The following is a 21,463-nucleotide window of genomic DNA, read 5'->3' as shown; positions in this document are numbered from 1 at the left end:
GATAGAAACTTTTCCATAATAATTGCATAAAAGAACGGCATGTAAGATTGACCACATGCCGTTCTTTTATTTTATCCTTTTAGAAAGGTTAGGGTATACAGTTTAGCAAGGTTGATTTGTTTGGTCTTGCCTTTCTTGATTTCAAGTTGCATGTGGCCTTTTTCCGTACTGATTAACCTGCCTTTTATCCTTTTTTCCCCTTCTGCTTTTACGATCACCCTGCTTCCAAGCTTGGGCACCAATTGTACGAATAAAGGAATCCCGAAGAAGAGATTGAGTAAATACGGATTAGCGGAAACAGCATGTCCGAATTTAAATGTGATATAACTTTGAGCAGATTTGTCGATGTTGCGTAATTCTTGTTCTTCTCTCACATTTGCGGGTTCAGCTTGATCTATGGTTCGAATTCGCTCAAATAAGATGAATATTGTTTGTCCCCGTTTACCTAACTGAATAAAATCTTTTCCCGCCTCTTCGACTTCTCCTTTAATCTGTATCTTTTTTTCATTATTAATTACATCAACTTTAACTTTTACTCCCCTTAGAGAACGAAAATGAAGCTGAAGCTGCCGCAAATTGTCCGGATCACTCTCATTGCCAATAGAACGCAATAAATCATTGGCCTTGCTGATACATTCTTCTAGTTCTTTTAATTTTTTTTCAGATAAGGAACTGTTTGGAGATGAAAACCTTGGCGTTTCGATTATTTCCGGACAATTTGGTGAACAAGGCTGATCATCTTGTGCAGAAGATTTCATTTGTTCCTTCTTCGAAAGGTAATTTTCAGCTTTTTTATTTTTGTCCACCGTTCCACTCCTCCCCCTTCTTAACTACTTGATCGTGACTGGGTTCCAATTTTTCAAGAGGAGCCAGTATCATTTGCTGTTTTTCGAGTACTCTCATGATACCCCAGAGACCTAGTTCAATATCCCAACGGATATTGCCCGATCGGTACATATAATCTCCAGGAGTGTTAAACAGTCCGCCTGCCCCGTTCACAAGAGGGAAATCATCAGATGTCCCGACTGTATTTTGTCCTTTGACCGAAATAATACTGGAATTCACATCTTCCGGACTTCTTAACCAGCTATGCCCGTGAATCGTGAACGCATGGGCCCTGGCACGGTCGCCCGGGAAGACAAAGCGGAACGTGACAGGATCGCCCGGATAAGAAAGGAAAAGTGGTGTCGCTGGATCTCCATAGACCTCTGAACTGAACACTTTTGAAATGCCATCAAAATTCTTTAAACGGTGACTAAAGCGTTCATTGCGGTAGTTAAACCCTCTCGACCCTTGATCCTCGGGGTCGCCTGCTTCTTCCGGCTCCACTACCAGCGGCTCTGGATCAATAATCAATTCTCCATCTTTATCCACCAACCGAACGCCATCATGCATAACGAGAACGAAATCACGAAACTCTCCAAGCAGCGAATGAGAAATGACCAGTTGGCTCAGCGATTTAAAAGTAGTATCGGAAACGGAACGAACTTCGTTTCGCGACACAGGATCCAAATGTCGAGACCCCTTCGGTTCGGCTATAAAAATTCCGAATGCTCCATGATGCCGATGATTGCGTACATCCGCCATATCCCATAAATTACATGAGCCCACTGTATGGTCTACATACCAGCGATACGTGGTCTTCTCTCCGGGTCCAACGGTTTGGTCAGGGTTAAAACCAACCGTGGCTCCATCAGAACCTTGCACAACATAATTCAAAGCTTGAGCATGGAGTGAAATTCGTTGCGATGCCGGGAATGGGGCATCTACGGGAACTTTAGGATAGCCATGTTTTCCGTGATGGTGATCCGGACCTTCGAGCATATTATGAAGGGTCACCTCGACACAATCCCCGACATTCGCTCTCAGTATCAGCGGTTCCGGGTTCCAGCCTGACTGGAGCAAAGGTAAATCGTCCTTAAGAATAAACACAATTCCAAACGGATCGTTGTCGCCTTCTTTATTATAGATAATCGGTGTCCTCACGGCAGCCACTTCAAACTTACGCAGCGGTACAGCTTGATTTGACGGACACGGATCACCCGGGTCTTTCGCCAGTTTAGGGACTTCTCCTGTCTGGACCGGGAGCGGCTTTGTTCTTTTTGGAGGTTCCACACGGTCTGGAAGAGGGATTAAATGATCTACTTGTTCCTTAAACGAACGAACCAATCCCCAGTTACCCAACCATAAATCATCAATCGATCCATAGTGCCAGAGCATGTCAAAGTCCCCTTTGCCTTCAATGCTTAATTCTGCAGTAAAATGCTCGGAGAGACCGATATGCTGCTGCTGGACAAGCTCGGAATCCAGATCGCGCCGCTCCCCGTTCCAGCGCTGCCGATGCAGGTTAAAGCTGTGGGATTCTTCATGCGCGCCCTGGAAAAGCCGGATACGGACCGGATCGCCGTTGTATGTTTCCAAAAGTGGAGTGACCGGATCACCGTTCACGAACGAACTGAATACATAGGCAGGATCGTCCAGTGCCTTCAATCGAAATTGCAATGGCTCATTGCGGTAATTGACTCCCATTACACCGGGATCGTCAGATGCACTCGGGAACGGCGGCTCATTAAGCGGGCAGCCATCTGCGTCAAACAATAGGGCAAAATCGTGCACGAATAAGGTGAACTCTCTAAAATCCGGAAGTAAAGGATGAACGATTGAAGCCTGTGTACCGGACCTGATTTCTTCTCCTGTACGGGAATCGAGAAATGTAGAGCCTCTTGCTTGAATATTTGTACCAGCAAACAGGCCATGCTGCTGATGTGAGTTGGCAAACAAATGATCATGCCAGAATACTCCTCTTAATTCAACATCCGCAAACCATTGATACTGGATCGTCTGACCAGGTAGTACAGAAGAATCATAGTTCCATCCTACATTTGCTCCATCAGAAACAATAGGATCGAATTTTACAAAGTGTACGTGCATACCGCTTTCATACGTCCGTTCAATGAGTTGAAATACGTTCCCGCCCAGTGTTTCAGGAAGTTTATTCTTGAATTTCAGTCTGATACAATCCCCTGCATTTGCACGAAAGACAAGCGGTTCCGGTTTTTTTCGACCAGCCAAGATATCTTCTTCATCCTCAGCTAAAACAAATATTCGTCCTTCAGGATCGTTCCATCCTTGCCCGTTGTAAATAATGGGAAGCTGGATCGCGACAACATCAAACTCGACGTCCGGGTTTACACCCTCGACACAGGGATTAACGAATACGGCACCAGGCCTGGCATTTGGTGCAAACTGATTTATTTCAAGCTCAGTCGGTTTTCGGTCATTCTCAATTCCGAGCGGAGGACGTGGTGCTTTACGGCCTACAATACCCGGAATAAAATTCGGAAAGCCTGGTTTTTCAGGAGTCGGTTTTGGCGGATGCGACCTGTCCGGGAGGGGCTTGAGTGCTTTTATCGGAACACCGTTAGGATAGCATTGACTGCCATCCTGCAGCGTATTAAATATTCGCTGCATCCCCCACATTCCTTCGCCGAAATGTGGATAAGAGTGGCAATGAATAATGATATCACCAAACGCTTCCTGTAAACTTCCTGCACCATATAAAGGTGAAATCGAATAATTGTTCTGCGGACCGATAGCCTGGGCATCAATTATTTCCGAGTCAGCATCTTCCGGTTCAAACAGCCATTGATGAACATGGTAATGAAACACATGTGTTTCCTGAATTCCGCCATGGATAAGCCTTATTTTAACAGGGTCACCTACATATGCTCTTAGAATAGGTGTTGCAGGATCGCCAAATACCCACGAATCATGATGCACTTCTTCTCCTTCACATTCAGGGCAAACGACGCCTTCTTCGATCAACCTCAACCGATTACGCATCGGTTCAGCCCGGTAGTTAATTGCGTGGGTTGCCTCAGCCATCAATGTGTGGGGACTAATTGGCGTCCCACCGGTCAAGTCATTCACTTCCATTTCATCATGGAAATACCAGGCATACTCTCGGAAGGATGGAAGCAAGAGATGGTGAACATCGGCATATATGCCGCTGTTGATATGTTTACCTGTAACCGGATCAGTCCACCATGAGCCCTTTGGTTCAACGATTAAAGCCCCCCACAGCCCATGCACATTCGAACCAAGTTCACTCGACAACGTATTTCCCAGATCAGAAAAATAATGAATCCCTTCTCGGTTAACGCGCCATTTGTAAATGAGACGATCTCCCGGGGCACACGATGGTGTAGCTGTAGAGTCTTTATTAAACCCAACAAAAGCACCGTCTGACGTTTGAACATCATATTCCGCCTGTTGGATATGAATCGACGTATGGAACGGGAGCTTGTTTTCAAACACTACTTCTATTTCGTCACCTATATTTGCCCTAATCGTTAACGGCTGAACAAGATCAACAGGTGTAAACGGTTTTTTCACAACTTGTTCTTGTACCTTCGTTTCATTTTCTTTTAAAACATACATCATACCATTTGGATCATGGTCACCGAAGTTATTAATAACGATCCGAATCGGAATCGCAACTATATGAAACTCCCTTATCAATCATTACCCTCCTTTCTTATGATGATCTTCAGCTTCATTGAATCTAGGAATGGGACTTCCATCTTCTTCAATATGAAAAACATCGATATCATCTATGTGAATTCTGATTCTTTGGCCTTCAATTTCTTGAATATGAGTCGTCTCTATGCTTATTATGATAAAATCGCTTTTCACGTTCTTAATTTCTCCTATGATGAGGAATGGAAAGAAAGGGGTCATGACGAGTACCCTTTTCCCTATAGCATCTTCAAAAGTTTGGGACAAAACGGCTTGACGGATATCATTAATCGCCATGCTTGTATCAGCAAGGTCTTGAGCTAACTTATTCAAATGGTTAGACAAGGCAGGTCACCTCCGTGATTTATGGGATCGGAAAACGTCTTTCGCTATTAAATGGAACAAAGTTGGAAATACTTTCGATTGGAACGGTAAGCGGTGTTGGAAAATGGTGAAACGGGGCATTATTCATTTTGATGATGACTGGATCAAGCGTGATCCAACCGTCTGTTACCTTCTTTACAGTACCAGTGAAAATGCCTCTGAAGGTTTGTCCTAAAAGATTAAGCTGCGCTGATCTCGTTGTGAGTAATATTTCGCGGCCAATCATGTCAGCAAACAATTGATTTTCAGGAAGGACCTCCACACTGCTTTCGTTTTCTTTCATATCATTCACCTCTCATTTATAGCTGAATTGAATTGAACACGATCTTTCTTCTTAGCAGTTTATGAATAATAATAAAAATTGTTTGGGTGTTTATCCCCTATCACCATTTATTTTTTTGAGACTTTTGCCTAAATCAACAAGGGTATCACGCTTGGTGATACCCCTGCTTGTGCCTATGATAGATAACCTTTTTGTATTAAATACGCGGTTAAAGAATCTCTCCAATTTGGCATTTGATGAAGTTCATTTAGTTTGGAGTTATCCAACACACTGAAAAGCGGCCGATTTGCTTTTGTTTGATAACTCGTATGCGGCACCGGTATTAAATCGACATCCATATTAAGCTGTGTAAAAATTTCTTCTGCAAATCCATGCCAGCTGCATTCCCCTTCACCAGAGCAATGGTACACTCCATATGAATCGACATCTTGATCGATAAATGTGTGTATGGCCTTCGCAATGTCAAGCGTATGTGTCGGGGACATCACTTGATCGTCGATGACACGGATCGTTTTTCCCTGGTTTCCAAGGTTGATCATTGTTTCGACAAAATTGCCTCCTTTTCCACTGGCACCGGCTTTGCCGAATAATGACGATACACGGAAAATAAAGTATTTATCGTGGTATGCCTTAATAAAATGTTCACCTGAGAGCTTTGACGTCCCATACACATTCAGAGGATTGGGGCAGTCATCCTCCAGATAAGGCTGCCTGCTTTTTCCATCAAAAATATAATCTGTCGTGATATGAAATAATACCTTATTATGGGCATTACAAAATTTTGCAATCTCCCAAACTGCCAGACTATTAATGGCAAACGACTTTGCTGGAAAGTCTTCACATTCATCGGTTTTATGGTACGAGGTGCAATTGATAAGAATATCAAAATCACCAACACTCGTAAGAAAGTCAGTGATATTGTCTTTTTCAACATCCAATTGGTTTCTGTAGACATTGATAATCTCATATTGTTTAAATGGAGAGAAGACGTCCTGAACATCTGTTCCAAGCTGCCCGTTCGCACCTAGAAGAAGTATTTTTTTCACTGATAACACATTTAGCCTCCTTTCCTACAAAATATCGAAAATGCCCCCGTGCAGTTCGGCATTTTTAATAATCTTGTGCCACTTTATTAACTCTTTATACCAATCTAATGTGATCGTTTGTTCAGATTTTATTAATGTACCAGATTCCAATTGTTCAAACACTTCCAACGCCCCATCGGCTCCTGTCCATTTCGCTTTCCAATTAAGAGCCTTTTCAATTTTGTCAAAATTGACGCGGTAGGAGCGGTGATCAGGGTCACCATACCACTCGATTTTAATATCCCTCGGCAGTGCTTTTGCTATATCTTCTGCCAGTTTACCTAATTGATAGTTATTTTCGATTGAGCCGACATTGAAAATTTCCCTGTTAACCAATACAACTTCTGCCTCCAGCAGTAAACACATCACGTCTGTCGTATCATCGACATGGACGAATGGCCGCCATTGTGTACCGTCCCTCATCAGCGGGATAATCCCGGTTTCCCATGCCCCATACGCCATTCCGTTAATCGCCAGGTCAAATCTCATCCTAGGTGAGTATCCATAGACCGTTGCCTGCCTGATTACCGTAACCGTAAAGCTGTCATCTGCTAATGGAAGCACACCTAATTCCGCTTTTTCATTGGCCTTTGCATAATTGCTCAAAGGATTTGTCGCTGATGTTTCGTCAACAATCACATCCTGGTCCTGAAACCCGTAGAGACTGCAGGAAGACGGCAAAATATATCGTTTCACTCCCAATTTCTTTGCTAATGCTGCTGTATGGACCCTGGAAATGTGATTGATTTCAAAAGTTGCATTTTTGAACAGTTCACCGCTTGGGTCATTAGAAATCGCGACCAGGTCAATTACCGCATCAACTTCTGCAAAATATTCCGGTTTCATCCTTCTTGCATCTTCATGGATAATCGTCAGATTCTCGTGTGCGGCAAGTTTGTCGGTACCAAAAAAGTAACGATCCAACGCTTTCACTGCATATCCTTTTGCTAACAGTTTAGGGACAAGGATTGTACCAATATAACCGCCTGCACCTGTTACCAGAACTGTTTTCATCATTGCCCCTCCTTATATTCAAAATTGATTTCCGCGTCTTCCAACAGGGGTTGACTTTGATCTTTAACAGATAGGATCGGGGTAGAAGTTGGCCAGGTAATCCCGAGGAGCGGATCATTCCAAAGGATTCCCCTATCTTGTTCAGGAGAATAGAATTCATCTACTTTGTACAAAATTTGCGTATTTTTCACAAGTGTGCAAATCCCATGGGCAAATCCTTTTGGGACAATCAGTTGCCGTTTGTTATCCTCGCTTAAAATCACACCAATCCACTCCGCAAAGGTCGGTGAGTTTTTTCGGATATCGACCACTACATCATATAGAGCACCCGTTAATGCACGGACAACTTTTGTCTGCGCTTTCGGGTTCAGCTGATAATGCAGTCCTCTGATTGTTCCGGCATCTCCAGATAGGGAATGATTATCTTGAATGAGGTTGAGATCTGCTCCTATATCCTTAAATTTAGTTCGATTATAGCTTTCCATGAAGAAACCGCGGTGATCTCCAAAAACATCTGGTTCTATGATGAGCACACCGTCCAGCTTTGTTTTCGTTACTTTCATTCTCCAAATCCTTCCTGCTTTTTAAGCATTTCATCCACAATATATGTTGCAAACGGTAAAGAGCACGTAAAACCCGGTGATACCGCATTTAATATATGCAAAGACTCACGGTCACCTTCTATGACAAAGTCCTGGACAAGTTCTAAAGTATCTTTATTTAGCAACTGTGCTCTTATTCCTGGTTTTAAAAACTCACCGAAGTTCTTTTGGTCCAATTTCTTCACTAAATTCATTGCTAATTCGGTAAAATGAGATTTTCGATATTTTTTCATTTCCTCTAAGGCTAGCCGGCGAAATTGAAAAGCGTTATGAATAAACAGTTTCACCTCAAAAAAAAGAATGTTGAAAAATTCTCCCAGTTTAAAGTTTTTGAATCCGTTGTAGTTTTCACGCCAGAGAGCAGGAATTGCAGTTGGCCCAATCTTAATTGTTCCATCTACTGTTTTCGTAAAGTGAACGCCTAAAAAAGGATTCTCCAGGTTGGGGACAGGATAGATGTTTGTGACAATATCGTCTTTGTTTTTATCATATTTCAGGTATATTCCTTTAAATGGGATAATCGTATATTGCTTTCCAAAGTTGAAATCCTTTGCTATTTTATCCGCGTATAAACCGGCTGCATTTATCAAATAGCCGTATTGAAGGCTACTGTTGTTTGTCAATACCAGATTGGTTTGTTTCTTTTTGAATTCAGTATTGAAATAAAGGTCGACGCCCATTTGTTTGATCTCTTCTTTTATCGTTTGGCATACCATTACTGGGTTTACGGATGAGGTGGCAGGGGAATAGAGCGCTTTTTTGTATGTTTTGGCATTCGGATCGATTCCTGCAATTTCTGTTTCATCCATCCACCGGAGGTCAACGCCATTTAATTCCGCTCTTCTTTTCAATTCTTCAAGGCCGGCCAGTTCTGTCTCGTTTGTCGCAACTACAAGCTTGCCGCAGTGATTGATGGGGAGGTTGTGTTCTTTGCAGTATTCTGTGAGTGCTTTGTTTCCATCTCTGGTAAACCTTGCTTTTAAGCTGTCCGCTGTATAATAGAACCCGGCGTGCAGGACCCCGCTGTTTCGTCCGCTGGAGTGGTAAGCAACATCCGCTTCCTTTTCAATAATACAAACCGTTCTGTCCGGAAATCTGGTCTTTAATTCCCTGGCTATTGCCAGGCCGATAATGCCGCCGCCTACGATTAGATAATCATAATATTTCATATACCTCCCACCCTCAAATTAGTGATAAATTTTAAGATATCCCGTTATTCATATTCATAGCTTGCAGCAATATTTTCGATTCTGAGTCTAAAAGCATTAATCTTACCTTCAGGAGCTTTATCGCATATTTGTATAAAGCATAATCCACTTTATTGTATTGTTTCAGCTCCTCGATGACATGTTCCGGCAGGTCTGTTACTTGAGGCCGATTTGTTGTAATGTTTTTCTTGCCGTACTGAATATCAGGCCAATCAAATTGTTTCTTCATTATTACTATCGATTCGTTAAAGAGCTCTGTTATTCCAATGAAAGCAAAATCCGCTTTGATATTCTGTTTCCCCATTCTGAAATCCGCTTTGGAAACATCCTCTGATAACGGGATGCCAAGCACGATTTTGCTTTGCTTGTTCATATTGGTTGGTTCTTGCTGAAATTCAAGCAGATCCATCTTCATTACTTTGTCATGCAGGTTATGATGTGGTGTATTGCGAATGAAATAATATTCAGAAGCTACTCTTTCAATTGGCTCCCGAAGCATCGTTACATACTTAGCTGGTTGCGTTACATGGCAATGGATTCCATAAGACAGGTGGCAGTTGATACATTTAACACCCGAAAGTTGCAGGCTTTGCAATTTTTCGACCACCTCTTGATGGTCTTTAAAGGATTCATACAGATCAATGATTTCATTTGATTTATAGTTTTTTTTGATGATGCTGTTTAATGTCGTTCCTGCGGTTTTTGGCATGTGTAGATGGATAAACAGGTTATTTGTTTGTTCAGTCATGATTTACCACACCCTATCACATTTTTCTGTAACCTAAATCAGGCTGTTGAAGGTCAACAGCCCGTTTTCCTTTTGTCGCGCATTAACGGTCAGTAAGATCCTTTGATCAAATGTTTCCATATACCCGCTTAATCGGTTAGTAAATCCCGATAGACAAGTTCGCTTGACTGATAAAGCGATTGCGGTGTACCCGCGTCGATCCACCAGCCTGTTAAAACGTCATATTGTAAGCTGTTATTTCTGATAAAATAGTTATTTACATCGGTAATTTCTAATTCTCCCCGATCAGATGGCTCCACCATATCAATGTACTGAAAAACCTCTGAACTATACATATATACTCCCGTCACACAATAATTTGACAAAGGATTTTCAGGTTTTTCAATAATTGAAGTAATAACATGTTTCTTTTCATCGATCATGGCAATGCCGTAACGCTTTGGGTCACTGACATGCTTAATCAAAACCCTGGCACCTTCAGTCTGGCTTTCGAATGAGGTGATAAACGGAACCAAACTGTCCTGGAAAATATTATCGCCTAAGAGAACAATAAATTTCTCTTCTTTTACAAATGGCTTTGCCAAGCCAAGAGCTTCTGCAATGCCTCCTGCCCTTTGTTGCAATTTATAATTCAAGTTTACACCTAGTTCTTCGCCTAATCCTAAAAGGTTAATAAAAGAACTCAGATCGCCTTTATTTGTAATGATGAGAATGTCATCTATACCTGCTTCCTTTAATTTCAAAATGGGCCAATAGATCATCGGGTATGGACCGACCGGGAGCAGGTGCTTATTAATAATATGTGTTAAAGGCCTTAATCTGGTGCCTGTTCCACCGGCTAAAATTACTCCTTTCAAATCATATCCCCCCTTCGAATTACACCTTCTATAGTGTATGAGAGAGGCTATCGATGTTTCTAATGCATGTAACTATTTTATAGCAGCCATTTCCCACAATTTTTTTCTGAGGACACTTGTCCCTTTCGCAATCTGCTTGTTTCACATACGCTGTATTATCCGGTTATGAAAGGAGTGACCGCTAATGAGTTGTAGAAGAAAAGGACATTGCCGTTCCCTGTGCCATTGTGACTCCTGCTTTAATCGCAGATTCTTTAATCCATGTTCGTGTGAAAGCAGAAGATTTCAAAGTAAATTAGACTGTTTTTGCGGCTTTGATCGTTTCCATCACTTTGACCGATTTGATAGGTTTTGTTAAAAAACGGAGCGGATGATTTTTTATCGTTCGCTTTGCCCGGCAAGCATCCATTTTCTCATTACTGGATGTTTGTCCGATCAAAACAGTAACCCAAGCATAAAATAACGTATGTCATAGGATAGGGGGTTACTTATGGAGTTGTCTCGGAATCAAGATCTAAATCGTTTTTGCAATTGCCAGCAGAATGATCTGCAAACTTTCCAACCACGTTCTTCAGTTGATCAACGTTCAACAGGAAGGATTTCACTGGATACATGCACTTGCCACCAAGAACAACATCACTGCCAATGTTCAGAATGCCGTATGGAAAATTCGTTTCAACAGCAACGCAACCTTAGAGATTTTCGGCTAAACAGGAATTTTCAACAAAATCCCTCACGTTTATGCAGCTGTTCAGGTGGACAAAGACCATTCAGAGAGCTAACACCTTTACGAAAAAGAAACTGCGAAGGTACAAGGATGTTTGATCAAAACCTTAATACAATATCAAACAGGAACTCAACGGAACATGAAGATCGTCATATAACCTTACAAAACGGAAACGATCGGCAAGGAACCGTGAACAAAATTGTTATTATCATGTAAAGGAGAGAGATAAATGAGCCATTTTCACAATTCGCATTGTTCAAGGTGCAACAAACCTTTTCACCATGATCATGGTCATATTGATGATCATCATTTTGACAGGTTTGACAACCGCTTTGACCGTTTTGACCGTTTTGATGGACGTGATAAATTTTGCGACGACCGCTTTCAAATTCGATTGGGAGGACTGCAAAGCGGACTCGCTTTTCGGCTTCGTCAGCTTATTGACTGTGACGTAAGAATAAAAACAGAGTGTGGAGACAGATGCGAGGAGTTCGATGCTGTCATCTGTTTTGTCGGTTCAGACTTTGTTGAAGTGAATGTACTAAGAGATAATGACAGAGATAGAGATAACGATGAAGAAAACGACAGAGATAGAGATAACGATGAAGAAAACGACAGAGATAGAGATAACGATGAAGAAAACGACAACGACAGAGACAATGATAACAGGAGAAATAAAAGAAACCGAAGAAACAGGAGAAGACGCCGCGACGAGAAGTTCCGTATTATCCCGCTCGAGAACGTAAAGATGGTTGAAATCAAAGAGGACAGACATGACAAACATGATAAACATGATTGCTGTTAACAGAACAGTAACAAAAAAAACACCATGAGTTATAATTTGAATCAGCTTGTAGAGAAATGTTCTACAGGCTTTTTTTTCTTTCGAATTTTTTTGATTTAGATTCTCTTATGAATATGAGCAGCGGAAATTTTAATATTTGAAAAGCAAATAGGCTATCGTAGTTTCTCGACAGCCTAAGAAGCATTCAGCAGGACAAGTTGTTAATCTGTTATTGCCAAAAAACAGACATCATCTATCGGTATTTCATGATTTCCCCCGTTCTGACAAACGGTAAGTGAATCTTGTGTTGCTTCCACTAACTTCCCCGCAATCACTTCATCCTCCAATACGGCCTTGATTCGCTGATCCAGAAATGTAAGGAGAAATACTCCCAACCTGAGTCCAAAGAAAATTTCAATCAATTGCGGAGACTGTGAAACAACTTCGCCAAAGTTAAAGGTAATTGCTCTTCTAAGGCATGGATCGATGTCGATTAACTGTTGATTCTCCTCGGGTTCCGCAAAACGATTTTGCAGGTCAATGGAACAAATTTTTAATAACGGAATTAAAACTTGCTTTTCGTTTCTCCTTAATATGACAAAATCTTCACCTGCAAAATGGACTCGTCCTTTTACAACACGATTTTTTTCCGGATTGTTTTCATTGGGACAGTCCAGTTCTACCTCGACATTTTGTCCAATCAGACCTTCAAACGCTTCCCTCCTTGCTTCTTCTCTCCTTTCTTCATCTTCACGCCGGGCAGACAGCCCTAAATCAAGCAAAAGCTCGTTTGCCGCATCAATACGTGCTTCAAGCTCTTCTGTTTCTTCAGGAGGCAGACAGCTCGTCGGTGAAGGGAATTTAAACGTTTCGATTCGTTCCGGACAACGGAACTCAGGGATACAGAAGTCATCGGGTGCATCGGGTGGGACAATTTCGGGACAGCGAAATGTTTCACGAACTTGTTTTTTTGCCACTTTTCACACCTCCATCAAAAAGTTTTATAATCTATAACATTTTATGTGAGAGATTTCCTGTTGCTTGTACAACTGCCTGTTTTATTTAATAAAGGCAAATGAAGATCAAGCTGTTTAGGAAAAAGGTTTCCCTTGATTTTCCAAACAATTAGGTTAGTAACCTGAACAGGACATATCATACAGGAATAGTATGTGTACGTAATAGTAAAAAAGGAGGATTGCAAATGAGCAATCAAAACAGCGAAAGAGAAGATTTAATACTCAGGCAGCTAAATAGGTTAATCGGCGAGTCAATTTTGGTCGTGACAGAATCTGCCCAGCTCAACCTGCTTGGTCAAACGTTCCGCCCGATTTTCTGCGGGCCGATCGTCGAAGTTGAGACTGGACATATTACTATCTTTCCTGCAACGATTAAAATTTTAAATGCACCTTTTTTTCAATTTCCAACACCTTTATCGATTCCTCTTGAAAAAATTGCCCATTTCACACCTAATTTTGATTGTGAAGCTCGATTTCCGCTTGTTTAACTAAAAGATGAAGGAGGATATTAGAAAATGACACATGACAATTCAAATAATATTGACGTAAACGCCATTCACGATATGGCGCTTCTTGACCATTTTATCGATGGAATTGGCCAAAAGGTAATTATTCTCTCCCCATCGTTTCCTTTTCTGTTTATCGGAACAATTGTCGATGTAGTGGAAGACCTTATAGAGCTAGATGTGGAAACGACCCACTTTTCACAATTGGAAGACAGAACCTGGTTTATCCATATTCATAACATTGAAGTGTTTTATATAGAACGCCCAGGCGAACCACAAATTCCGGAATTAAAAGACATGACTTAATAGTTGGGGGGGAAATGAATGATTAGACGTTATCATGTCGTCGCCATTCCAATCCGGATTGTCGTTAATAATTTTGGCGACCATAATCCCGATGGAGTGATGTATGTATTAAAAGAAAATGAAGCTACTGTAAACGAACTTGTCCGAAAAAACCCGTTTACACCTGTTGAACTCGTACAGCCGCTTACGATCCGGGCAAATGAAGGAGATATGGTGGAAATTCTATTTGAAAACCGGCTGCCCTTTGCAGCCGGGATGCATTTTCAGGAAGCCGATTATAACGTATTAACGTCAGATGGGGCGAATGTCGGGTTTAACCCAAGTTCATTAGCAGATTGTGGCGAAACCATTCTTTATGAGATCCACGCCATGCGCGAAGGAATTTATTTTTTCACCGATCTAGGCAACGTGTCCAGTACACAAGACGGCTCAAGCCTTCAAGGTCTGTATGGTACGTTGCTTGTTGAAAGACGGGGTTCCTGGTGGACAGACCCCCTGACAGGCGGACCGTTAACCAGCGGCGTTTTTGCCGATGTCCACAATCCTTTTCTGCCTTCCTTCCGGGAGTATGCCTGGTTTTTCGGCGATGAAATGGAAGTAGATGATTTAACCGGAAACAGACCGCTTGATCCGGTGACCGGACAGGATGTCGAATCGTTTCATGGGGTAAATTACCGCATTGAACCGCTTCACAATCGCGAAAGATTGCTGGAGGAAGGTGTTGTGTGCCCAGAATGTGATGGGGAAGAAGTTCACCATGATTCCTGGGTATTCGGCGACCCGGCAACACCTATTTTACGCGGATACAAAGACGATCCGGCGATGATACGACTCATTCATGGAGCCGCAAAAGAAACACACACTTTTCACTATCATGCTCACCAGTGGCTGAAGGATCCAAGCAATCTCCAGTCTGAAATGCTGGATGTACAGGCGATCAGCCCTCAATCTCATTATAATGTCCAACCACTGTACGGGCTTGGAAGTCTTTCGGGCGCAATTGGAGATGTCATCGTTCATTGTCATTTGTACCCGCATTTTGGTGCCGGGATGTGGGGAATCAATCGCATATTTGATACACTCCAGGATGGCAGCCAATGCTACCCGAACGGCATACCGATTGAACCGCTCCAGCCTCTGCCGGACCGTCCCCGCCCGCCGCTTCCAACGAAAGAAAAGCCGGGATTTCCTAACTTTATTCCTGGTAAAGTCGGCTGCAAAGCACCGAGACCCCCGCTTGGCATTGTCGGCGGCAGGGAAATGACGGAACTCGAGAGAAATGCCGCTGTCCCGAATGCGCGACCTGGAGCGGTTTTTAGCGATACGTGCCTAGGGAACCCGGTTGTCGTGGAATTCAATGTTTCCATGATCGAAATGCCGATCATGTATAACAGGCAGGGTTGGAATGATCCAAAAGGGAGATTGTACGTCCTTGATAAAGACCTGGATGATGTGCTCTCAGGAAAAAAAGAGCCTGAACCCCTTGTGCTTCATATACCGGCGGATTCGTGCATTAGGATGAACTTTACGAACCGGCTGCCGCATGTCCTTGATGGAGATGCCTTCCAGCTTGTAACAAGAACTTACGAGACTGCATTTCATGTCCACTTCGTGAAATTTGATATCCTTGTCTCTGATGGCGCAAACGTGGGCTGGAACTATGACAGCTCCGTCCTTCCGGGTGAGACGATTCGATATGAATGGTTTGCTGATACCGAATTAAAAGGCTTTTTCTTTCATGACCACTTATTTCCTGCTGCTCACCAACAGCACGGTGTTTTCGGTTCAGGGACCGTTCACCCACGCTTCTCTCAATTTTTTGATTCAAGAACCGGCGAGGAAACAGAACGTGGATCACAAGTAACCGCGGTAAATCCACTCATTCCTGACTATCGCGACTACTCTTTATTTGTCCAGGATTTTGCCCTTTTATTTGACAAAAACGGCTGCCCGCTTGCTCCGCCAGAATTTCCCGGCTCACAGGATGACCCCGGCGTCTTTGCGGTCAACTATAAAAATGAGCCGCTGCAATTCCGGCTCGGAAAGGAAAAGGATCCTGCTTATTCTTTCAGTTCGTTTGTCAACGGCGATCCCATCACTCCGATTTTACTTGCTTATGAAGGTGATCCGATCCGCATTCGCCTATTGCAAGGGGCTCAGGAAGAATCTCACAGCTTTAATGTACATGGATTGAAGTGGAAATCGGAGTTTCCTGACAACGATTCGATTCTTAGATCGCAGCAGCATACCGGAATTGCAGAAGCGTTTACTCTAGAAACCGATATTCCAAGAGCAGGGGATTACTTGTGGGCCTTTGAAGATGAAGAAGATGTTTGGAGCGGTGCATGGGGGCTGATTCGTGCTTTTGATCAAGAAGTAGATGATTTGATCCCGCTGCCGGACAGACGGTTGCCGCCGCCAAGGACAATACCGCTGCCGGAAGTAACCGGAAAACCACCGGCTCTTGCCAACTTGCTGAATACATTGCCGCCTGAAGCACCACTTAACGCTCCCGTCCGAAGATTTAATGTTGTCGCCTTTCAAACGCCGATTATTTATAATTCTTATGGTGATCATGATCCATTCGGCATCATTTTTGCCCTGGAAGAAGACGTGGAAGACATCTTAAGCGGGAAGACAAATCCGGAGCCGCTCGTGCTGCGTGGAAATACCGGTGATCTTATTGAGATCACATTAACAAGCCGGCTTAAATTTGAATTATTTCCGTTCGCAGATGGAATACATCCTTATCCACCGGTGAAAGAACAGGCATTCTACCCTCCTTCACTGAGAATCTCCCTGCATCCAAATTTGCTTGATTATGATGTGACAACGTCAAGCGGGGATACAGTAGGATTTAATCCGGATCAAACGGTCGGACCCGGCGAAAAAATTACGTATCGCTGGTATGTCAATGGGGCGTTTGGAACGAATGCAATGTGGGATGTGGCTGATTTGCGAAATCATCGCTCTTTCGGGGCTTTTGGAGCCTTTATCGCGGAGCCGCGCTTTACAACCTATCTTGACCCGACAACTCTCCAACCGGTCAAAACCGGCACAAATGTAATTATCAGCAATCCGCTCACAGGCAATGCAAGAGAATTTGTGCTGATTATGCATGACGGGGTACGGCTCGTCGATAAAAACGGCCAATTAATTATTGACCCTATTGCAGGGATTCTCGGGGAACCAGAGGAAATTGATGATCTCGTTGACACCTATGATAACGGTTCGCGCGGTTTCAACTATCGGACAGAAAGGCTGATTAACCGATTAAATGAACATCCTGTTTTAAGCGAGTTATTCAGTTCAAAAGTTTTCGGTGACCCGGCAACACCTGTTTTTGAGGCATACCTTGGTGAAGCCGTCGTAATTCGTCTTGCAAATCCATCCGAGCGCAGACGGGCACACACATTCCACCTTCATGGCCATTCGTGGAAATTCAATCCAAGAAATCTCTCTTCCCGTATCGATTCATTTGTCGGTCACATGGTTCCAGGATCTACGGATGATCTGCTCCTAATCGGCGGGGCTGGCGGTATTTTCAACTTCCCTGGAGACTATATGTACCGCTCAGGCAACATTCGCTGGGATATTGAACAGGGAATGTGGGGTATTTTCCGTGTCCACGAAAAGGATCAACCTCATTTACCCAGGTTAACAAACTAATTGTATGCCAAGGGGATTCATCTCTTTACTCATTTGAAGAGATGCACATCAAAACAGCAAAAACATCATATGAAGAATGTTGCTGTCCAGGAAAGGAGAAATCAATGATAAGACGCTATCATGTAGTAGCTATTCCGATCCGGATTGTCGTCAATAATTTTGGCGACCATAATCCTGACGGAAGAATGTATGTGTTAAAAGAAAAGGAAGCTAAAGTAAAGGAACTTGTCCGAAAAAATCCGTTTACCCCTGTCGAACTCGTGCAGCCGCTTACGATCCGGGCAAACGAAGGAGACGTAGTGGAAATTCTTTTTGAGAATCAGCTTCCCTTTGCAGCCGGTATGCACTTCCAGGAAGCTGATTATAACGTTTTAACATCAGACGGGGCAAACGTTGGTTTGAATCCCAGCTCCCTGGCCGAATGCGGTGAACAAATTCTTTACGAAATTAATGCTACCCGGGAAGGAATTTATTTTTTCACTGATCTCGGCAATGTGTCGAGCACGGAAGACGGCTCAAGCATTCAAGGCCTTTTTGGGACGTTGCTCGTTGAAAAACGAGGCTCCTGGTGGACAGATCCGGAAACAGGCGACCCATTAAACAGCGGTGTTTTTGCCGATGTTCACAATCCGTTCCTGCCTTCTTTCAGGGAGTATGCCTGGTTTTTTAACGATGAAATGGAAGTCGATGACCTAACCGGCAACAGGCCGATTAATCCGCAAACCAATCAGGATGCCGAATCGTTTCATGGGGTAAATTACCGCTACGAGCCCCTTCATAACCGCGATAGATTGCTTGAGGAGGGGGTCGTTTGCCCTGATTGTGACGGTGAAGAAGTTCATCACGATTCATGGGTTTTCGGCGATCCGGCAACACCGATCTTGCGCGGCTACAGGGGCGATCCCACGATGATCAGATTAATTCATGCCGGTGTAAAAGAAACACATGTCTTTCACTATCATGTCCACCAATGGCTAAGGGATCCCAGTAATGCCGGATCTGAAATTATCGATTCACAGGCGATCAGCCCTCAATCTCATTACAATGTCCAGCCTTTGTACGGGCTGGGAAGTCTTTCCGGAGCAATTGGGGATGTGATTGTTCACTGTCATTTATACCCCCATTTTGAAGCCGGGATGTGGGGAATCAACCGCATATTTGATACGCTTCAGGACGGCAGCCAATGCTATCCGAACGGTGTTCCGATCGCCGCGCTTCAGCCTTTGCCGGACCGGCCGTGTCTGCCGCGTCCAACCAAAGAAAAGCCGGGATTCCCGAACTTTATTCCCGGTAAAGTCGGCTGCAAAGCCCCAAGACCTCCGCTTGGCATTGTTGGCGGCAGGGAAATGACGGAACTCGAGAAAAATGCCGCTGTTCCGAACGCAAGACCCGGAGCGGTTTTCACCGATTCATGCCTTGGAAATCCAGTTGTCGTCGAATTTGATGTATCCATGATCGAACTGCCGATTGTTTATAACAAGCAGGGCTGGAACGATCCAAAAGGAAGGATATATGTTCTCGATAAAGACCTCGATGACGTTTTGTCAGGAAAAAAAGAGCCAGAGCCACTCGTCCTTCATATACCTGCGGGTTCCTGTATCAGGCTAAACTTTACGAACAGGCTGCCGCACATCCTTGATGGAGACGCCTTTCAGCTTGTCACGAGAACATATGAAGTGGGATTCCATATTCATTTCGTAAAATTTGATGTTCTCGTAACGGACGGGGCAAATGTTGGCTGGAACTACGACAGTTCGGTTCTGCCGGGTGAGACGATTCGCTATGAATGGTTTGCCGATACGGAATTAAAAGCCTTTTTCTTTCATGACCATTTATTTCCGATTTCTCATCAGCAGCATGGCGTTTTTGGCGCCGGTGTCATTCAGCCGCGCTTTTCTCAATTCTTTGACTCTACAACTGGTGAGGAAACGGAACGTGGGACACAAGTAACTGTCACACATCCAATTATCCCTGACTATCGCGACTTCGCTTTATTTGTCCAGGATTTCGCCCTTTTATTCGATAAAAATGGCTGTCCGCTTGCGCCCCCTGAATTTCCCGGTTCGCAGGATGACCCAGGCGTCTTTGGGGTGAACTACAAAAACGAACCATTGCAATTCCGGCTCGGTAAGGATTGTGATCCTGCCTATTCCTTTAGCTCGTTTGTCAACGGAGATCCCGTCACCCCGATATTAATGGCCTATGAAGGTGATCCGATCCGCATCCGTTTATTGCAGGGAGCACATGAAGAATCCCACAGTTTTAATGTGCATGGTTTAAGGTGGAAATCAGAACGCCCCGACAACGATTCCATCCTTTTATCCCAACAGCATATCGGCATTTCCGAATCGTTTACAATGGAAATGGATATTCCAAGGGCAGGGGATTATTTATGGGCTTTTGAGGATGAGGAGGATGTCTGGAACGGTACCTGGGGGCTGATTCGCGCATTTGATCAGGAAGTAGAAGATTTGATTCCGCTTCCGGACCGGCCGCTGCCTCCGCCAAGGACAAAACCGCTTCCCGAGGTCACCGGCAAACCGCCTGCTCTTGCCAACCCGCAGAGCACATTGCCGCCAGAAGCATCGCCGAACGCACCAATTCGAAGATATGATGTCGTCGCGTTCCAAACGCCGATTGTTTATAATTCCTATGGCGATCATGACCCGTTTGGGATTATTTTTGCCCTCGAAGAAGATGTGGATGATATCCTTTGCGGCAAGAAAAATCCGGAACCTCTTGTACTGAGGGGAAATACCGGTGACATTGTCGAAGTAACATTGACGAGCAGGCTTAAATTCGAATTATTTCCATTCCAGGACGGAATTCACCCTTATCCGCCGGTGAAAGAACAGGCGTTTTATCCTCCGTCACTGAGAATCTCACTTCACGTAAGCCTGCTTGATTATGATGTGACAACTTCAAGCGGTGATACAGTGGGATTTAATCCTGATCAAACGGTCGGACCCGGTGAAAAAATTACCTACCGCTGGCATGTCCATGATGCGGTCGGGACGTGTGCGATGTGGGATGTGGCGGATTTGCGGAATCATCGCTCATTCGGCGCTTTTGGAGCTTTTATCGCGGAGCCGCGATTTACGACCTATCTCGATCCATTAACCCTTGAACCGGTCAAAACCGGTACTAATATCGTCCTAAATAACCCGCTCCTAGGAGGCAATTCAAGAGAATTTGTCATAATCATGCATGACGGGGTACGGCTTGTTGATAAGCAAGGCCAACTAATTGTAGATCCAATCGATGGTATTTTAGGAGTACAAGATGACTTAGAAGATCTTGTAGATACCTATGACAATGGTTCACGCGGTTTCAATTATCGGACGGAAAGACTGATTAACCGCTTCAGGGAACATCCTGTATTAAGTGACCTATTTAGTTCAAAAGTATTTGGCGACCCAGCCACCCCTGTCTTTGAAGCTTATGCGGGTGAAGCTGTCACGATCCGTTTGACCATGCCTTCTGAACGAAGAAGAGCCCACACCTTCCACCTCCATGGCCATGTCTGGAAGTTTGACCCGAGGGATATTGATTCGCGTATGGACTCGTATGTCGGCCACATGGTTCCAGGAGCAGCAGAAGATTTGCTGCTGATTGGCGGAGCAGGCGGTATCTTCAACTTCCCCGGAGACTATATGTACCGCTCAGGCAACATTCGCTGGGATATTGAACAGGGAATGTGGGGAATTATGCGTGTTCATGATAAAGATCAGCCACACTTGCCCAGGTTGTGAAATG

Annotated in this window: 17 protein-coding genes; 5 read left to right on the top strand and 12 right to left on the bottom strand. The window is 43.8% G+C overall.

The features are described from left to right. Positions 1 to 71 precede the first annotated feature (71 nt). The 11 genes from ELQ35_RS10540 to ELQ35_RS23445 all read right to left on the bottom strand — a co-directional run bounded on the left by ELQ35_RS10540 (position 72) and on the right by ELQ35_RS23445 (position 11,313). Entirely contained in the window at positions 72 to 806 is a 735-nt protein-coding gene (locus ELQ35_RS10540) for a hypothetical protein (RefSeq protein ID WP_126864799.1), read from the bottom strand. Next, positions 793 to 4,521 (bottom strand): multicopper oxidase domain-containing protein, encoded by a 3,729-nt coding sequence (locus tag ELQ35_RS10535; RefSeq protein WP_126864798.1) that lies wholly within the window; start codon positions 4,519 to 4,521, stop codon positions 793 to 795. The genes ELQ35_RS10540 and ELQ35_RS10535 overlap by 14 nt, the downstream gene beginning before the upstream one ends. Before the next feature lie 3 nt (positions 4,522 to 4,524). Continuing rightward, a complete protein-coding gene (locus ELQ35_RS10530; protein WP_246026035.1) occupies positions 4,525 to 4,863 on the bottom strand; it encodes a hypothetical protein in 339 nt (112 codons plus the stop codon). A 19-nt stretch (positions 4,864 to 4,882) separates the two neighbouring features. Beyond that, on the bottom strand, positions 4,883 to 5,185 hold the full coding sequence (locus ELQ35_RS10525; RefSeq protein ID WP_126864797.1) for a hypothetical protein: 303 nt from the start codon (positions 5,183 to 5,185) through the stop codon (positions 4,883 to 4,885). 173 nt (positions 5,186 to 5,358) lie between these two features. Then, the gene (gene rfbD, locus ELQ35_RS10520; RefSeq protein ID WP_126864796.1) at positions 5,359 to 6,240 is read right to left on the bottom strand and encodes a dTDP-4-dehydrorhamnose reductase; all 882 of its coding nucleotides are present in this window, start codon (positions 6,238 to 6,240) and stop codon (positions 5,359 to 5,361) included. Between the two features lie 15 nt (positions 6,241 to 6,255). Further along, positions 6,256 to 7,284 (bottom strand): NAD-dependent epimerase/dehydratase family protein, encoded by a 1,029-nt coding sequence (locus ELQ35_RS10515; RefSeq protein ID WP_126864795.1) that lies wholly within the window; start codon positions 7,282 to 7,284, stop codon positions 6,256 to 6,258. Continuing rightward, complete coding sequence (rfbC, locus tag ELQ35_RS10510; RefSeq protein WP_126864794.1) at positions 7,284 to 7,847, bottom strand: dTDP-4-dehydrorhamnose 3,5-epimerase; 564 nt, start codon at positions 7,845 to 7,847, stop codon at positions 7,284 to 7,286. Before rfbC ends, ELQ35_RS10515 begins: the two co-directional genes overlap by 1 nt. Then, complete coding sequence (gene lhgO, locus ELQ35_RS10505) at positions 7,844 to 9,055, bottom strand: L-2-hydroxyglutarate oxidase (protein ID WP_126864793.1); 1,212 nt, start codon at positions 9,053 to 9,055, stop codon at positions 7,844 to 7,846. The genes rfbC and lhgO overlap by 4 nt, the downstream gene beginning before the upstream one ends. 31 nt (positions 9,056 to 9,086) lie before the next feature. Then, the gene (locus tag ELQ35_RS10500) at positions 9,087 to 9,842 is read right to left on the bottom strand and encodes a sulfotransferase family 2 domain-containing protein (protein WP_126864792.1); all 756 of its coding nucleotides are present in this window, start codon (positions 9,840 to 9,842) and stop codon (positions 9,087 to 9,089) included. Positions 9,843 to 9,970: 128 nt separating this feature from the next. Beyond that, positions 9,971 to 10,699, bottom strand: coding sequence for a sugar phosphate nucleotidyltransferase (locus ELQ35_RS10495; RefSeq protein ID WP_126864791.1), 729 nt, complete (start codon positions 10,697 to 10,699; stop codon positions 9,971 to 9,973). A gap of 488 nt (positions 10,700 to 11,187) precedes the next feature. Beyond that, on the bottom strand, positions 11,188 to 11,313 hold the full coding sequence (locus ELQ35_RS23445; protein WP_281278121.1) for a hypothetical protein: 126 nt from the start codon (positions 11,311 to 11,313) through the stop codon (positions 11,188 to 11,190). A 342-nt stretch (positions 11,314 to 11,655) separates the two neighbouring features. Between ELQ35_RS23445 and ELQ35_RS10490 the strand changes: the two genes are divergently transcribed. Continuing rightward, the gene (locus ELQ35_RS10490) at positions 11,656 to 12,231 is read left to right on the top strand and encodes a hypothetical protein (RefSeq protein WP_126864790.1); all 576 of its coding nucleotides are present in this window, start codon (positions 11,656 to 11,658) and stop codon (positions 12,229 to 12,231) included. 200 nt (positions 12,232 to 12,431) lie between these two features. On the opposite strand, the gene ELQ35_RS10485 is transcribed toward ELQ35_RS10490, so the two are convergent. Further along, positions 12,432 to 13,187, bottom strand: a complete 756-nt coding sequence (locus ELQ35_RS10485) for a hypothetical protein (protein ID WP_126864789.1) — start codon at positions 13,185 to 13,187, stop codon at positions 12,432 to 12,434. A 224-nt stretch (positions 13,188 to 13,411) separates the two neighbouring features. Between ELQ35_RS10485 and ELQ35_RS10480 the strand changes: the two genes are divergently transcribed. The 4 genes from ELQ35_RS10480 to ELQ35_RS10465 all read left to right on the top strand — a co-directional run bounded on the left by ELQ35_RS10480 (position 13,412) and on the right by ELQ35_RS10465 (position 21,459). Beyond that, positions 13,412 to 13,714, top strand: coding sequence for a hypothetical protein (locus ELQ35_RS10480; RefSeq protein WP_126864788.1), 303 nt, complete (start codon positions 13,412 to 13,414; stop codon positions 13,712 to 13,714). Positions 13,715 to 13,741: 27 nt separating this feature from the next. Further along, positions 13,742 to 14,038 (top strand): hypothetical protein, encoded by a 297-nt coding sequence (locus ELQ35_RS10475; RefSeq protein ID WP_126864787.1) that lies wholly within the window; start codon positions 13,742 to 13,744, stop codon positions 14,036 to 14,038. A gap of 18 nt (positions 14,039 to 14,056) precedes the next feature. After that, entirely contained in the window at positions 14,057 to 17,707 is a 3,651-nt protein-coding gene (locus ELQ35_RS10470; RefSeq protein ID WP_126864786.1) for a multicopper oxidase domain-containing protein, read from the top strand. A gap of 104 nt (positions 17,708 to 17,811) precedes the next feature. Then, entirely contained in the window at positions 17,812 to 21,459 is a 3,648-nt protein-coding gene (locus ELQ35_RS10465; protein ID WP_126864785.1) for a cupredoxin domain-containing protein, read from the top strand. The last annotated feature ends 4 nt before the right edge of the window (positions 21,460 to 21,463 follow it).

Source organism: Peribacillus cavernae (assembly GCF_003989135.1).
GTDB lineage: Bacteria > Bacillota > Bacilli > Bacillales > DSM-1321 > Peribacillus > Peribacillus cavernae.
Note: the sequence above shows the minus strand (reverse complement) of the source record. Positions and strands in the feature narration are given on the sequence as shown.

Coding starts and splice junctions, on each gene's coding strand:
- ELQ35_RS10465 (WP_126864785.1), top strand. CDS start 17,812: ATGATAAGACGCTATCATGTAGTAGCTATTCCGATCCGGATTGTCGTC.
- ELQ35_RS23445 (WP_281278121.1), bottom strand. CDS start 11,313: ATGTATCCAGTGAAATCCTTCCTGTTGAACGTTGATCAACTGAAGAAC.
- ELQ35_RS10470 (WP_126864786.1), top strand. CDS start 14,057: ATGATTAGACGTTATCATGTCGTCGCCATTCCAATCCGGATTGTCGTT.
- ELQ35_RS10515 (WP_126864795.1), bottom strand. CDS start 7,284: ATGAAAACAGTTCTGGTAACAGGTGCAGGCGGTTATATTGGTACAATC.
- ELQ35_RS10500 (WP_126864792.1), bottom strand. CDS start 9,842: ATGACTGAACAAACAAATAACCTGTTTATCCATCTACACATGCCAAAA.
- lhgO (WP_126864793.1), bottom strand. CDS start 9,055: ATGAAATATTATGATTATCTAATCGTAGGCGGCGGCATTATCGGCCTG.
- ELQ35_RS10475 (WP_126864787.1), top strand. CDS start 13,742: ATGACACATGACAATTCAAATAATATTGACGTAAACGCCATTCACGAT.
- rfbC (WP_126864794.1), bottom strand. CDS start 7,847: ATGAAAGTAACGAAAACAAAGCTGGACGGTGTGCTCATCATAGAACCA.
- ELQ35_RS10480 (WP_126864788.1), top strand. CDS start 13,412: ATGAGCAATCAAAACAGCGAAAGAGAAGATTTAATACTCAGGCAGCTA.
- ELQ35_RS10525 (WP_126864797.1), bottom strand. CDS start 5,185: ATGAAAGAAAACGAAAGCAGTGTGGAGGTCCTTCCTGAAAATCAATTG.
- ELQ35_RS10490 (WP_126864790.1), top strand. CDS start 11,656: ATGAGCCATTTTCACAATTCGCATTGTTCAAGGTGCAACAAACCTTTT.